This window comes from Aeribacillus composti (genome assembly GCF_007827555.1).
In the GTDB taxonomy this organism is placed as follows: domain Bacteria; phylum Bacillota; class Bacilli; order Bacillales; family Aeribacillaceae; genus Aeribacillus; species Aeribacillus composti.
Genome location: NZ_VISS01000031.1, coordinates 1 through 16,268 on the forward strand (window position 1 = coordinate 1; position 16,268 = coordinate 16,268).

Below are 16,268 nucleotides of genomic sequence, written 5' to 3' on the forward strand. Positions count from 1 at the left end.
TCGGAGAGAATTCGCAAACATTTTGCGAGGTATTTCCGATTTTAGTCCAAAATAATTTGAAAAAAGTGGTTCTAAAATAGTGTGCTAATTTACATTTCTATCATTAAAAGGATTAAGTAACGGATTAGGTTCAGGTACATTCTTTATGAGTTCTCCCTTTTTTAATGGAGAAGTTCCTTTTTCCTTGGTTTTGGCTGGGGCATCCATATTATGTTTATCTTTTTTAGGGTTTGATTCAGTGACAACCTTTGCAGAAGAAACTATTAATCCGAAAAAGACAATACCAAAAGCAATTTTTCTTGTGGCATTAATAGGAGGAACAACATTTATACTAGTTTCCTATGTTTGCCATCTTGTGTTTCCAAATTATCAAGCATTTCAAGATCCAGATTCTGCAGCTTTGGAAATTGCTTTGTATATTGGTGGAAACCTCTTTCAGTCTATCTTTCTAGCAGGATATATAACTGGGGCAATCGCTTCTGGACTTTCTTCCCATGCAAGTGTTTCTAGACTTCTTTACGGGATGGGACGCGATGGTGTGCTTCCAAAGAAAATTTTTGGTTACATCCATCCTAAATTCCGGACACCAGCTTTAAACGTATTAATCGTTAGTGCATTTACATTATCGGCACTATTCATTGATCTTGTCATGGCTTCTTCCTTAATAAATTTTGGGGCGCTAGTTGCTTTTACCTTTGTTAATTTATCTGTCGTTGCCCATTATTTTATTAAAGGGAAACAAAGAAAAGGCATCGATATAGTAAAATATCTTATTTTACCTATCATTGGAGCATGTTTTACTTTATGGCTTTGGACTAGTTTGGATACAAAAGCTCTCTTGCTCGGTTTTGGATGGTTTGTAATCGGCTTTATTATCCTGTTGTATATAACAAAATTCTTTACTACTAGACCACCAGAACTTTCCGTTGACCAAATCGATGATGTAACAATGTAAACGCTTATAAGGGGGAGAGTGTGATGGAAAAGGCAGATATGATTCTATCAAGTAATTATGTTTTTACGGGATTGGAAAATACTCCAAAAAAGGCTTCTATTGCGATTAAAGGCAATAAAATCATGGCAATCGGCACAAAAGAAGAGGTCAAATCATTCGCAGGTAAACATACGGCTATTTATGATTTTGATCAGGAATTGATTCTTCCAGGATTCCATGATTTTCATATGCATTTAATGATGGGGATAATATTTCAGAAAGAAAGTGTACAGTTATATAATGCCAGATCTTCGGAAGAAGTGGCAGAAATGGTAGCAAAATATGCTGAAACAAGGCCCGACGCTGAATGGATTTTTGGGATTGGATGGGATCATACAAATTGGAAAAATAAACAGCTTCCACATAAATCTATATTAGATATGTATATTTCTGATCGTCCTGTTTTATTATTTAATACCGAAGTTCATTATGCATGGATTAATAGCAAAGCTATTGAAATCGTTCAACTAACAAAAGATACCCCTGATCCTGATTATGGGGAAATCGGCAAGGATAGTGACGGTGAATTAAACGGACTTCTTTTTGAACATGCAATTGGGTTTGTATCTGAAACAGCCTTTAACTTTTCAAAAGAAAAACGGGCAGAACTTTTCCAGGAATTGCTAAATAAATTGGCCAAATATGGGATTACATCGGTCCATGATTTATTTGCCGCGAAAATTGCCCCTAATCAACTGGATGATTTAAAGGTTTATTCGGATTTTGATAAGAAAGGACTCCTTACAGCACGGATTCATTTTTCACCTGAATTAAAAATGGATCTGAGCGAGGCTAAACAATTAAAGAATAAATATCAATCTAGCAAATTAAGGATGACAGGCTTAAAACAGTTTATCGATGGAGTTGTTACGGGACATACAGCTTATTTGCTTTATTCTTATAAAGATCGGCCAGATACGAAAGGGGGAACCACCTTACCTCCTGAAAAAATCAAGCAATTAGTGAAACAAGCTGATAAAGAAGGATTCCAAATTCGCTTTCATGCAATTGGAAATGGCGCAGTCCGCCTAGCTTTAGACGCCTTTGAAGAAGCTAGAAAAGAAAATGAAATCAGAGATTCGAGACATGTGATTGAACATGTGGAAGTATTGCATCCTGACGATGTGAAACGGTTTGCAGAGTTAGGAATAATTGCTTCTTTTCAACCATATCATATTGCTTTAATGGAGCAAGAAGCTTATACAACAATGGTTGGAGAAAATCAGCAACCCCTTTTCTTCCCAATTAATACAATTTCAGAAAGTGGAGCTGTAATTGCATTTGGTACAGATTTTCCAGTTGTTTCATTAAATCCAATGCTTGGCATATATAATGCTGTTGCTAGAAAGGATTTAAAAGGCAAGCAATGGGGAGAAAATGAAAGCATTTCATTATCAGAAGCACTGAAAAATTATACGTCAACACCTGCTTATGGTTCATTTAGAGAAAACGAACTCGGCACATTAGAACCTGGGAAGCTCGCTGATATTGTCGTATTAGATAAAAACTTATTTGATATATCCATCGAGGATATTCCTTCTACAGAAGTAAAAATGACAATCATGGATGGTAAAGTAGTATATACAAATGAAAAAGTGTCGTAAATATGACTGCCGAAACAATTTTAAGAGGCTGTTCTAAACAGCAATGTACTTCTCAATATTAGAACTGCTCTTATAAAAAATACTAGGGAGGAGAAAGAAAATGACCAAAGTAAAGATAGGTCTTATTCAATTAAGCTGCGGGGAAGATATTGACAAAAACATCCAAAAAACTATCAAAAAAATTAAAGAAGCTGCCAATAACGGAGCAAAAATTATTTGTTTACAAGAATTGTTTGCCTCTCAATATTTTCCCCAATCCGTTGATGTCCAAAACTACGAATTGGCAGAAGATGTAAATAGCGCTGTTCTATCCAATATGAGTGAATTAGCAAGAACTTTACAAATCGTATTAATTGTTCCTTTCTATGAAAAAGCTGGCTCAGGTATATATTTTAATAGCGCAGCAGTATTTGACTCAGATGGAAAACGCTTAGGCATTACGAGAAAAAATCATATTCCAGACGGTCCTCAATACCATGAAAAATATTACTTTGTCCCAGGCAATACTGGATATCCCGTTTATGATACTGCCTATGGGAAAATTGGAATTGGCATCTGTTGGGATGAATGGTTTCCAGAGGTTGCAAGAATTTTAAGTTTAAAGGGAGCAGAAATTTTATTTTTCCCTTCCGCAATTGGATCTGAACCAGATTATCCTGAATTATCAACGAAACCATCATGGCAAAAAGCCATTTTGGCACACGGAATTTATAATGGAGTATTTGTAGCAGCAGTTAACCGCGTAGGAAGAGAAAAAGAGATGAGTTTTTACGGAGGATCCTTTATTAGTGATCCGCTTGGAAATATTTTATCTTCCCTTGATGACAAAGAAGGTGTCATCGTACAAGAAGTAGATTTAAGTGAAATTGAAAAAACAAGGAGAATACTACAGTTTTTTAGGGACCGTCGTGTAGATACTTATGAACCTTTGTTACAAAAGGAAATACTAACTAGATATTAATTATAGAACAGGACCCAAACCGTATAGCGAATTGGGCCCTTTCTTTTTTATTTACCCGAAACAATGACCTATGATCTATAAAGGAGGGGGGGCTAATAAGTCGTTTTTACGGCTTATTGACGCCCCATTAATGTTTTAGAAACGTTGATATATCGGTGTTTATGATTTTTTGCTTTCATTGGCGATTTGACTTTCTGGACACCCCCATGGACACATCTCAATCCACGCATCCATAAAGGATGCGACTTCAACTTCAGCAGGTGTGACAACGTCATAGAGATTTCAATCCACGCATCCATAAAGGATGCGACTTCAAACTCACTCGCTGTTCGGACTAGATTCCGAATTTCAATCCACGCATCCATAAAGGATGCGACGTTTTAGTCAGTTTTGGATCAGCCGTCGTAAATATTTCAATCCACGCATCCATAAAGGATGCGACACGATCTCCATTAATCGTGAAATCAATGAGCTAAATTTCAATCCACGCATCCATAAAGGATGCGACGGGTTGTGTGGAAGTCTCGATTACAATTAATCAACATTTCAATCCACGCATCCATAAAGGATGCGACTTCAATGTCATGTTCGCCTTCGCCGTGAAGGTCATTTCAATCCACGCATCCATAAAGGATGCGACGCGTTCTTTATCAAACGACAGGCGGACGTTCGTACATTTCAATCCACGCATCCATAAAGGATGCGACTTTTCTTTTTGGCCAATGAAGCGCTGTCTATCCTCATTTCAATCCACGCATCCATAAAGGATGCGACTTTGTTTCAGCATAGTCAACCGGGTATTCAGAATATTTCAATCCACGCATCCATAAAGGATGCGACGTCAATACGGAACGGCAGCACTAAACGACATAATCATTTCAATCCACGCATCCATAAAGGATGCGACGGAATTATTCGAAAAAGTGTTGTATATGAAGACCATTTCAATCCACGCATCCATAAAGGATGCGACTGCGATGGGACACGCAGACTGCTATGGCAATGTTATTTCAATCCACGCATCCATAAAGGATGCGACGCAGGTCTAAAAATATTAACGACTTTGCTTGATGATTTCAATCCACGCATCCATAAAGGATGCGACGCCGTTAGGGCTTATCGCAGGTATCAAACGAATATTTCAATCCACGCATCCATAAAGGATGCGACGAGCGTTGCGACAAGGCCCAAATGCCGTCATTCAAGATTTCAATCCACGCATCCATAAAGGATGCGACGTAAAATATTCGTAATTCTGTACGAACGTTTTTATTTCAATCCACGCATCCATAAAGGATGCGACCATTGCAACAACTGCAAGCATTAATGTTGCAAAAATTTCAATCCACGCATCCATAAAGGATGCGACATTATTCGCGGCGAATCGATTAGTACGATGATACGATTTCAATCCACGCATCCATAAAGGATGCGACCGAGATTCTCGCTATCGACAAAAAAGGTATTGGCATTTCAATCCACGCATCCATAAAGGATGCGACAAATGTTCCGTTAAAATCAACAGACTACGAACAAATTTCAATCCACGCATCCATAAAGGATGCGACGTAACTAATAATTGATATAAGGGGAATGATATGAATTTCAATCCACGCATCCATAAAGGATGCGACGTATATAAATAAAAGTAACGTTAAACAAACGATAATTTCAATCCACGCATCCATAAAGGATGCGACACGTTGACCAAGCGATTAGCTTCACGTTATTCATATTTCAATCCACGCATCCATAAAGGATGCGACAGCGATTTTTCCTCAAAATTACTTAAATTGATGTAATTTTAACAAAAAACCGCCATTTTCTTTATAAAAATAAAGAACTTTTTTCAAAAAAAAATAAAATATGGAAATGATTTCAAAAAAATCAGGTGCGAATGTATCAAGAATTTCAAGCTCACTATACATTCGCACTAAAAAATTATAGGATCCTCTAAATCAAGTGATGCTTTCACACCTATATGCTCTACTCTAGACTTATAATTGTTTCCTAGTTGATAGAACCTGAGACTATCTTTATTTTCATCAATAATATTGGTGAGTTCTAATTTTAAAGCTGTAAATTGGGCTGCATCGACGTTACATTCAAAAACTGAATTTTGGACTCGTTGGCCATAATTTTGGCATACTTTCGACACTTTCCTTAATCTTTTTTGTCCTGCACTGCTTACAGTACTAACATCATAAGTTATTAAAACTAACAAAATTTACACCTACTTCCATAAAAATGGTGGGTACTCATCCAAATCATCACGTAAATAACGGGCCAATAGTAAAGCTTGTGCATGTGGAACTAATCCCCAAGTTATTTTTTCGCCTAAATATGGATGTGTTATCTTGTCTTGTTTTCTATTTTGCCATGCAGATAAGAATTTCTTTCTAGCTTCATCTGTCATAATTACAGCTCCATTTTCTTTTTTTATAAAATCCTCTTTGTTAACAATTTTTTTATTAATCAATGTTAAGACAAACTTATCTGCGTAAACACCCCGCAATTCTTCCATTACATCTAAAGCTAAAGATGCTCTTCCTGGCCGATCTCGATGCAAAAAACCTACATATGCATCGAGACCAACCCCCTCCAACGCTGATGCCATATCATTTGCCAATAACGTATAAGCAAATGAAAGCATTGCATTCACGTTATCTAATGGCGGTCTTCGTGATCGCGAGTGGAAATAAAAATCTTCTTTTTGCTGTAATATCATCTGATTAAACAGTTTATTGTAACTTATAGCAGCTTGTCCTTCCAAACCTCTTAATCTTTCTAAATCTTCACACTCTCGCACATCATGAATGATAGATGATAAATGTTGAGAGATTTCTTTAAAAAGAGCTACATCCACTCGTAATGGATAATCTCTAGTCATTCTTTCTATTATCCATTTATTGTTATAAATCTTTCCAATAATAAAGTTACGTGCAATTTTTACCGACATAACTTCATCTTCAGACACACGATATTGTTTCTTTCTAAGGATGACGTTACCTTTGCTTTTTCCGATCACTCTTGCCAGAAATCGACCGTTCTTAGTTAAAAAAACTAATGAAATATTTTTTTCTGCACAATATCCCATTAATGCAGGACTTGCACCAGTATAGCCAAAGGATACGATTGATTCTAAATTATGAAGCGGTAATCTACCTATCTTCTCATTCTCTTTTAAAAGGACAATATTATCGCCGTCTAATGATAAATAAACATCTGATTGAGTGATAAATAATGTGTTAAGCAGTTTTTTCATTCTTTTATCTTTCCTTCAATATAACTTTTTACAGTCCGCTTATTCATTAAATTTGGCAAACAAATATTTTGGAGGGAACAGTTTTTGCAAAAAGATCCAGTTTTCACTTTAGGCGTATACTTGCGCTTATAATGATCATGCATTTCTAAGACAATTGACCTTACTTTATTTTTATTTTCTAATGTTATAGGTATTTCTACTCTCCGTTTTATCTCGTTATAAAACATATATCCTGTGTTTATTTTGCAAAGTAACATCTCCTCTAAACACATAACTTGTGCTGTTAATTGCAATATATCTGAATCATTTATTTTCGGCTTTCCACGTTTATATTCTATAGGATAGGCAACATATTTTCCTTCAGCACCCACTATTTCTACACCATTATTATCTTTAACAAATTCAACAACATCACAAACACCGGTAATTTTCAGTTCATTTGACTTTACAGGCATTGCTCGAACAATCAGTTTATTGCCACGCTTCTCTCGAATAAATGGCTTGTCAGCTTTTCGGTGAAGATATTGTCCTTCAATCGTTCTTACATTTTCTTCCCATTGCTGTTCAATATGAATGAGAGCCCATTGGCGTCTACAAAATTGAAAATGCTGAATACCGGACAACATTAAATAAATTTCTTCCTCATTATTTACCATCGATGACCACAGCTTTTAAACCATCTAGCTCATTTAAAGTGATCGTATAATCATCAATCGATTTTGGTTCTTCCACATTTTTTTCAATTTTTAATAAACGATGAACTTTAGCGGAAGAATATTGTCCCAGTTTTGAATTGTGCTCCCACCAATAAACTTTGTGCACTTCCATGCTTCCTTCAGGTCTCGCAGCAGATGCGTCATTCTCAAACAATGTAACAAGAGCTTGTTGGATTTTTAGCGCATCTTCATTTGTAAATCCTGTTTTTTCTGCCAATTGTGTGTTGATACTGCCGTAAAAAACATATACCCCAAAATCAACACGATGCTTCATTCCCATAGTATCAGAGCTTCGTTTCTCATTCGTTACAGAGTTGACACTTTTTGTAATCTGCATACTGACAATATCAACAGGGTCGACACTTGTTGCCGTATGGATTGAAACAGGACCACGAACACCGACAGATAAATCGGATCCTTTAAAGGCAAAAACTTGACCAAAAGCGCGGACATCGATCCATAACTGGCAAGCTATCTTGGCAAACTCTTCACTTGAACCGTTTTTAGAACTCATAATTTTCTTTAATTCCGGGTGTGCTTCTGCACGCTCCTTTAAACTTTGAAAATCATCGACTCTTCGATCATTTGATTGAACAAAAATGGACTCTCCCATATCCTGCAGTCGATTTCTGATTTTTCGTTTAATGGCCACATCCGAAATTTCCCCATGTCCGTCATAATTTTGTCTTGGACGATTTCCATTTAATGGATCTCCGTTTGGGTTGGCTTTTTTTACCGATAATACAACAGCAAAATCAATTTTATGATCTAAGATTGACATATTACATTCCTCCTACTTCATTAGTTGGTTCAGTATTTTTTTCTGATTTCTGATATAATGCATGTCGTTGGCTATAAAAACCTAATAGGTATTTACCAGATAACGGTTTGTTATTAAAATCTTCAAATTTCATTCTAGAAGCCACTTCATCAATTAGTTTGGACAAATATAGTCCTCTTGTCCCGAGCCTCATTTGATAAGGTTGAATACTTTCCTGAATGATCTTCCATGTTCTTTCGGGGTGTCTGGAAAAAGCGTTCATATATCTGATGGCATTCGTAGCTCGCGTTTCATCAGAATCCAAAGCTCGTCTTTCCAGCACATCCGCAATGGCCAATAACCTCCCAAATAAATAATCGCGGTCGTTATTTTCTGTATCTAGCGCCATATTTAATCCCTCCTGTTTATTAATTAAAGCGCAGGCAATACTTAGCGTTTTTTCCCATTCCCAGTTATCCATTGCTACTGGATTTGAAGCGCGATAAAAAGCGCTTCTGATAATATCCAGTGGAATTTTTTTACCATCGACAATACAAGGCAAGATGCGCTCCATCAGTCCTTTCACTACTTTATCGTTTGCATTCGGCCCATAAGCAGCAAACGCAATATCTTTAGTCGCGGGAGCTCCATAAAATTGAACCGCTTTCTTTTGTTCATCTTTTCGATAACGGTGAAGCCACGCGCAAGTTGAGTGCCATTCAACCAGTCGTTGTAAATACAGTTCCCTATTCATATTTCGATAATAAAGCACAGCAAGACGGCCCGTAGTAGCAGAATCAAGGATTAAAATATTCACCTCGGACTTTGTTGTCAGATTCGCTTTATACCCTTCCAAAGCTTTGGCTATTTCATTAGCAAATTCCTGATTCGTAAACGATTTTCTTTCTTTTTTTTCTAATGGTATGGGATGGATAGCAAAAGTATCTTCTGTCGGATCTGGTAGAGTAATTTCATCATTTCCCCATACGAGAAACACGCGTTGGTCAATGATTTTTCCCTGCCTGTTAATCAACCATTTCAGTGCATTATGCGCCTTTTGGGAAACATCATAACTAATGGTGGCTACCTCATTACTTTTATCGAAACGTCCCCTAAATGTAAAACCACTCGTGTCATTGGCTGAAATTAGTTTCGCTTTATCGCCAGCATTTCTAATTTTGTTTGCGTGTTTATCAGTGACTGGCAACTTTTTTCCTGTTACATAACAAAAATCTTCGTCGTTGTTCTTTAAGAGGTCTTTGTAGTAAGAAATAAATGAATCGTACATTTCAGAATCGTTCCAAACCTTTGTCAATATAGTATGAGGTGAATAAACATTGAAACGAACAAAAGCACTCTCCACTCCACCGCTAATGACTGAAAAGATAGGCGGTTTGCTTCCATATAAAGCTTCGTGTTTTTTATTCCATTTATCAATTAAACGCCCATTCGGATCTAGATACAAAATGTTTGCAGCCACTAAATCTTTAATAAGCCGCTTTTGGCTTAAATAGTGATAAATACTTTTTACTTTCTTTGTTGCATAAGGGGATTCTGCCCAATCTTTCAACTGTTGAATATAATAGCTAAAAGGTTCTTCTTTTTTTATTTTTCCACCATATGTAACAAAATCGCCTGCTACATAGCTTAATTTATCGTGAAGCGGGTAAGGAGCTATTTTTGAACCTGCTCGATTGGCAGAATCTTCTGTGCAAGGGATGACAGTCACTTCCTTAATGACTGTTGCCGAATGAAATTGCCCGTCTTCTGTGATATTCACTTCAATATGCGCGGTTTGAGTCGTATGAGAAATCGGCAACAAAGTATACTCTTGTTCATTATGCTTTTTTTCCATTACACCTACACGATCTAAATTGGCTTCATATGTCTCATATAAATTTAATAACCAGCTCATTTATTCACCTCCCCCTCCTAATTGATTTAGCAGTTCATCAGCAGATTCAATATTTGTTTTATCGAAATGCTTCGGATCCATTTTTTTGATTTTTCGAACATGTGTGCATTGATCCGGTCTAATAAACTGGATAATTCCATTCTTCATCACAGGATTCCATAAACGGACTTCCATTTCATTTCGACCCGTCTCATCTGGATAATTGATGCCGTGAACCATAGTGCCTAGATGAATATCGCCATAATCATCATAAAATCCTTCACCTTCACCAAATACACACGGTTCAACATACCCTTGGCATTCTCTAGTGCCTAAAAAGATATCTCTTCGCCCTCCAGCTTTCAGTGAACGTTTTAGTATGTTGTGATGCTTATGTTCGTTGCGATCAAAAGCAAGATCAGGACGGTGCGGATTAAAAACAAAATGTGCACGCACTTGATATCTTACGTCTTTTAAATACGTATAATGAGCCAGTGTATTTCCCCCACCATATTCAATTGGCCGAATGCCTTTGGATTCCATTCGAATCGGATTCATCACTCGAACTTCATCAATGATAAAAAGTATGGTGGGCTTCCAATAAATCGACTCAAGAATTCCTTTCAACGCCTGGTAGGTTGGCACTTGATAGGACAGCTTTTCACCTCCCATTTTTGTCAAAGGATCCGTGAATAAGGCGTAATCACCATAAACTTCAAATTCAATAGCGTTTCTCAATACAGACACCTCCTTTTTGAATTTTTTAATAATTTAATAATAATCTTTTTTCAGAAAATATTCAATTTAAATAATATATTATATGAAATATAATATTTGAATCTTGATTATGGTATAATAAATTGTCGCTTTTAAAAGCGTGGATTGAAAAATATATTATATTATTTGAAAGAGGGTGCACCAAAAGTAATTGGCACCCTTTTGATTGTACTTTATTTTATTTAAGACCCCAGACCCCTCTTAAGTAAGCATCTTTTAAAATATACTTACATCCAAATGGCTGTCATTTTCAAGGTTGAGGCCGAATTCCTTATCATATGCTCCCTCTTTTAAGGCTAGGACTTTGCCGTCTAAATAACGCACTAACCCATCATTTTTGATTAATTGTTCGCGTTCATAATCGAAGATGTTGATCGTATATTGCTGAGCCTTTCGCAAAAGCTGGGAAAATTCATAAATGCTTTTATTGCTATTGAATTCAGCGATAATTTCTTTACCATCACCATACGGAACAATTACGGAAGTAGTCATGTCGTCAATCACTCGGAAATGTTCAGCCGCTGTTTTATAGCTATTTACTAAAAATAACGGAGGAAGCGCACCATTTTTTTGAAAATATGCTTGGCTATAGGAGCTTTTTCTTCTATTGGCTATCAATAGCTCTACCATTTCTTTTTTCAATTTCGGTATAAAATAATTCAAACTCTGCTTGAATTCCGTATAATACTCTTTAAAATATCTTTCCATCGCTTGCATAGACAAGATGCTGCCACCATGATTGGCCTGATCGCGGCTTATATCAATCAAAATTCTTTTCGCAACTTCTTTTCCAACAGCTATTTCTTTTAAACGATTTAACTTTTCTTCTTCATGGTCTATAACATAAACATTTTGTATGTCCTTTTCACCGTGCCGATTGCATCTGCCTGCAGCTTGTGCAATGGAATCTAATCCTGCTAATGAGCGAATCACACAATCGAAACTAACATCTACCCCCGCTTCAATCAGTTGGGTGCTTACACAAATTACTTTATTACCCTCTTTCAGATGATCTTTTATTTCACCTAAAATTTTATTACGATGAGCAGCACACATTGATGTACTCAAATGATAAATTGGTAAATTTAACTTCTTCATTTTCAATTGAGTATATAGATCTTTCACAACTGATTTCGTATTTAAAATAACTAACACACTTTGTACTTCTCTTATTTTTGCCTCAATAAAATTGGATAGTTTTTCATTATTAAATGTTTCATTTGTTGCTTTATCAATGATTTCCACCCGTTTAAATGCATTAATTACATAATCTAGGTTTTTGACCATTTCCGCATCCGTATTTATTTCTAATTTATGCTCAACGAAGTCTAATGCTGGTTGAGTTGCAGTGCAAAGCACGATGCTGGAGCAACCATAAGTTTTTAAAAAGTTTAGTGCCTGATTAAATAGAGATACACATGAAATAGGAACTTTTTGCACTTCATCAAAAATAATCACTGAATGACTTAAATTATGTAGCCTCCTAATATTTCTACTCCCATTTGCGTAAAAAACGTTCAAAAATTGCACAATCGTTGTAAAAATAATTGGTGAATCCCAATTATCTTTGGCTAATTTTAATTTTTGTTGCACACTAATCAAGCCATCTTGATTTTCATCATCATCTATATCTTCAATAACGTTTGAATGATGCTCTAATATATTGGCATCATCTTTTAATATTTTTCTAACTTCTTCTGCGTTTTGTTCAATAATAGTTGTATAGGGGACTACAAAAATGATGTGTTTTTTGTTATAAAGTTTCGCGTGTTTAAGAGCATATCTTAAACTTGCTAATGTTTTCCCTCCACCAGTTGGGATAGATAACGTATATATTCCTGATGCTCTCTCAGCAAATTTATCACACTGATCAGACATTTCTTTTCTTAGAAGATTAATAGGTGTACAGGCATCCTTTTGTTTACTAAATGAATTGATTTTTCTCATGAGCCTTTCGTAGTATATATCAAATAACTCTTCATGATTGTTTATAGGGTCATTGGTTTTATTTTCTTCAAATAATCTTGTATTCGTTCTATCAGCATCAATTAAAGCACTAAATACAAATTTGGTTAAAAACATTAGTTGCTTTTCATAATTTCCTGATGACTCTTTTGCTAAAAATTGTTTTAACTCTTCAGCTGCTTTGTCAACATAATTATGAAAATCTCTCTCATTCATAACATATTTAAAAAAATATTGCTTTATCCTATCAAATTCAGGCAATTCTTTATCACGAACTCTTTTTAAGTAATTTGATTCTAAATCTGGATTTAAAAAATCTTGAAGATACGAGTGATGAGAAATTATCGCATTTCCCACCACTTCTGCTAAGAGACCTTTATGAGGATCTAACTTCTCGCTTGTATGAAAAATCTCATAGAGAAGTTTCCCACCTGCAGTTGAATGGTCAACACTTCCTCTTCTAGGCGGTGCATCAGGATTATTTACTGCTTCTAATATGTATTCTCTAAATTCATTTGTGCATTTTCCAAGATCATGAAGCACACCCGCAAGACCAGTTAAATGTCTTACACCTAGCTTTTCCCCATAGGATTCAGCTAAATCTCTTACTTCTAACAAATGATCTTTAACAGTTTGTATTTTATTATCACTTTCGCGTATATGGGCAATAAACTTCATTTAATCCCGCTCCCTGCGATATTTTTAAATATTTGCACCTACTCTAGATACACTAAAATTTCATATTAATATTCGATAAAGCAACGGGTAGCCTTTCAACCTCAAATTGGCATCGAAGTCTCATTTCTTTTCCCTCCAAGCTTTTCTATCATCATCCTATCATCTATTCCGGAACTTAATATGTCAGTTTAAAAAATTTTTTGACATTTTTTCTACTTCTTCCTTGACGCTTTGGCGAAGTTCACTCGGACCGAGCACCTGAACTGAAGATCCCATGCTTAATACAAAACTAGTTAATTCCGGCAACCCGGACATCGTCGCCCGAAAAATGATGGATCCATCTTGTTGTTGCTCTATTTCTTGATCCTCTGAATAGATCTTTTCACTTAAAATCTTGGAAAATGGTGGTTTTACATGCAATTCAACAAAATAGGTATCAGCATAAATACTCGTTTTACCAATATAGTCTTCAAGCCGAAATGATTCATCACGCTGAAACCTTTCTTCATATATTTGATAATCTTGAATTCTAGTTAATTTAAAATCACGATAATCATTTCTCAGCTCACAATAAGCAATGCAATACCAAAATTTTTTATACGGAATCAGTTTGTAAGGATGAATGATGCGTTCAGTGCGGTCTGAATTTAAAGCCTCATAAACAATCTTCACTTTTCTGCGAGCCGCGATTGCAAAATCTAATTGTTCATACTTATCTTTTTCATGATTCCAATCGACATTTGCTTTTTCCTCTAAAATAATTGGCTGCCATTCAGACGAAGACTGAATCTGCTGTTTGGAAATACTTTGAATCTTCATGACGGCACTTTCAAAATCATCGAATTGCAAAAAGGTAGGATGATTTTTTAAATATTCACTTGCCTTTACTAATGCTTCTAATTCTTTTGGTGAAAGCGACAAGTATTCAAAAATATTGCTTTTCGGCAGAACATAACCTCCATATCTTCCCCTAGCTGTCTGAATATGGAATCCAGCCATTTCTAATTGATCTCGATAAACTCGAATAACCCTTTCACTTAATTCAAGTTCTTCTGCTAATTCTTTAATTTGCATTCGTCCTCGTGATTTCAATAAAAGAAGCATTCGAAAAGCATTGACAATTTTCGACATAATGATACCTCCAAAATACCTAACAACATTTACGTGTAATATTTTACCATAGTAAATTAATCCTATAGATAATCTGTATGGAAAATTTATAAAACTTTTGAAATTAGGTCTATTAGAACAGAGTGTGATCGCTTCAACCACAGAAGATGCTCTTGCCATCGGCTTTTCATAGTAAAGGTATCTTTAGCACACGTTAGGTGGACAAAGGCATGGACATTTCATAAAAAACCGTCGAGCAGAAATTGAGGAAGATATTTTTGAAGGAAAACTTACAGAAGATAGGATCATTTTGAAAATATAGGTGAATTGGTATTCTTGATATTCTTTATCCACAACTAAATGCAAGACAACTTGATTACGTGTCAAAATTTTATCCTCATTCCTGCTCTTTTTTCGCGCATACAAGCAAGGCTCTTTGCAGAAGGACAGTGCTCGCAAACGGCGTCATTGTTTTTTTGCTAATAAAATCCTAAAGGGGAAAAGTTACAATGAATCCATCTTTATTTCCTTTTTCACTGATTTCCTAAGTCAGCTAAATCAATTGCTGGGATATACAGTTGAAAATAATGAAGAAAACGTTGATAGTTGATCTCGTTAACAGCAAAACAGCTGCAGACATCGGCAGATTCATTTTTACCACATGAAAAGCATTGTTTCTTTGATTTCTTCTCTTGCTCTGTTCATGAACGAACACAGAGGACTGTGTGTGAAAGCGGGACGAATAACGTAATGCAGATTTCCATAAAATAACGGTGATTCGCTCTGTTATTCTTTTCAGCCGAACCATTTCTAAATTTGCAGCATGCTTTTTAAAAAAATGAAGCAAAAGTGTTGACTAATTTATAGTAATCTTATAGGATTTAATTGACTAATTAGTCAGTCAGGGGGGGTATAGTGCAGGCAGAAGCTCGAAGACAGGAAAGAAAACAGCAATTATTGCAAATTGCATTAGAATTATTTGCGACAGTTGGCTATGAAAAAACGAAAGTCTCAGATATCGTCGCAAAAGGCAATGTGTCCCAAGGGACATTTTATTGGTATTTTAAAAGCAAAGAAGCGATCGCGCTTGAGATGCTGGAAATAGGTCGTGCCCAACTTTTAGATGCAATCAAACTAGGGTACCGCACAAAAAAAGTGGACTTGCAAGATTCCGTTGCTTCCACGACACAAATGTTTGAACGTATTTTTCATTTCGCTGAAAACAATAAGTATTTCATGAACATATTGCTAAAAGGCATTCATTCTCAGCCAAAGATACAAGAAAAAGTGGAAGAGATTAAAGCAGACATGGAAACAGCTTTTGCGGAAAATATTGCACAGGCCAAAGAACTGAAAATGATCTCGCGTGAAGTAGATCCAAAATTACTGGCAGTATTCATCATGAGCCTCCTGGAAGGAGTTTTAGCCAGATGGCTATTTCAATCGCCATCATCAAAAGATGCATTACAGCAAAAAACACTTCAACAGCTCATTGAAGAAACTGTACACTTTGAATTTTTTGGAATCTTTGGTGTCTAATGAAG

Annotated in this window: 12 protein-coding genes and 1 CRISPR repeat array; of the genes, 4 read left to right on the forward strand and 8 right to left on the reverse strand. The window is 35.9% G+C overall.

The genetic code is table 11. From position 1 onward, the window contains the following. Window positions 1-145 precede the first annotated feature (145 nt). The 3 genes from FB379_RS14715 to FB379_RS14725 all read left to right on the forward strand — a co-directional run bounded on the left by FB379_RS14715 (window position 146) and on the right by FB379_RS14725 (window position 3,559). Window positions 146-955, forward strand: a complete 810-nt coding sequence (locus FB379_RS14715; RefSeq protein ID WP_144598273.1) for an APC family permease — start codon at window positions 146-148, stop codon at window positions 953-955. Window positions 956-978: 23 nt separating this feature from the next. Next, window positions 979-2,598: an amidohydrolase gene (locus FB379_RS14720; protein WP_144598274.1), complete on the forward strand. Its 1,620-nt coding sequence runs from the start codon at window positions 979-981 to the stop codon at window positions 2,596-2,598. Window positions 2,599-2,698: 100 nt separating this feature from the next. Then, a complete protein-coding gene (locus FB379_RS14725) occupies window positions 2,699-3,559 on the forward strand; it encodes a carbon-nitrogen hydrolase (protein ID WP_144598275.1) in 861 nt (286 codons plus the stop codon). A 214-nt stretch (window positions 3,560-3,773) separates the two neighbouring features. Further along, window positions 3,774-5,325: a CRISPR direct-repeat array (repeat unit 32 nt; unit sequence ATTTCAATCCACGCATCCATAAAGGATGCGAC). Between the two features lie 167 nt (window positions 5,326-5,492). Here FB379_RS14725 and cas2 read toward each other — a convergent pair. The 8 genes from cas2 to FB379_RS14765 form a co-directional block, all read right to left on the reverse strand. Then, a complete protein-coding gene (cas2, locus tag FB379_RS14730; protein WP_094244427.1) occupies window positions 5,493-5,783 on the reverse strand; it encodes a CRISPR-associated endonuclease Cas2 in 291 nt (96 codons plus the stop codon). A gap of 9 nt (window positions 5,784-5,792) precedes the next feature. Continuing rightward, complete coding sequence (cas1c, locus tag FB379_RS14735) at window positions 5,793-6,824, reverse strand: type I-C CRISPR-associated endonuclease Cas1c (RefSeq protein WP_144598276.1); 1,032 nt, start codon at window positions 6,822-6,824, stop codon at window positions 5,793-5,795. Next, a complete protein-coding gene (gene cas4 / locus FB379_RS14740) occupies window positions 6,821-7,480 on the reverse strand; it encodes a CRISPR-associated protein Cas4 (protein ID WP_130158742.1) in 660 nt (219 codons plus the stop codon). The genes cas1c and cas4 overlap by 4 nt, the downstream gene beginning before the upstream one ends. Then, on the reverse strand, window positions 7,470-8,321 hold the full coding sequence (gene cas7c / locus FB379_RS14745) for a type I-C CRISPR-associated protein Cas7/Csd2 (protein ID WP_144598277.1): 852 nt from the start codon (window positions 8,319-8,321) through the stop codon (window positions 7,470-7,472). Before cas7c ends, cas4 begins: the two co-directional genes overlap by 11 nt. 1 nt (window position 8,322) lies before the next feature. Beyond that, window positions 8,323-10,215 (reverse strand): type I-C CRISPR-associated protein Cas8c/Csd1, encoded by a 1,893-nt coding sequence (gene cas8c / locus FB379_RS14750; RefSeq protein WP_144598278.1) that lies wholly within the window; start codon window positions 10,213-10,215, stop codon window positions 8,323-8,325. Continuing rightward, entirely contained in the window at window positions 10,216-10,932 is a 717-nt protein-coding gene (gene cas5c / locus FB379_RS14755; RefSeq protein ID WP_144598279.1) for a type I-C CRISPR-associated protein Cas5c, read from the reverse strand. A gap of 255 nt (window positions 10,933-11,187) precedes the next feature. Then, a complete protein-coding gene (gene cas3 / locus FB379_RS14760; RefSeq protein WP_144598280.1) occupies window positions 11,188-13,614 on the reverse strand; it encodes a CRISPR-associated helicase Cas3' in 2,427 nt (808 codons plus the stop codon). 183 nt (window positions 13,615-13,797) lie between these two features. Continuing rightward, window positions 13,798-14,745 carry a helix-turn-helix transcriptional regulator gene (locus tag FB379_RS14765; protein ID WP_158640207.1) on the reverse strand — a complete coding sequence of 316 codons (948 nt, stop codon included), beginning with the start codon at window positions 14,743-14,745 and terminating at the stop codon, window positions 13,798-13,800. A gap of 894 nt (window positions 14,746-15,639) precedes the next feature. On the opposite strand from FB379_RS14765, the gene FB379_RS14770 reads away from it, so the two are divergent. Next, window positions 15,640-16,263 carry a TetR/AcrR family transcriptional regulator gene (locus tag FB379_RS14770; RefSeq protein ID WP_232515597.1) on the forward strand — a complete coding sequence of 208 codons (624 nt, stop codon included), beginning with the start codon at window positions 15,640-15,642 and terminating at the stop codon, window positions 16,261-16,263. Window positions 16,264-16,268: the final 5 nt, after the last annotated feature.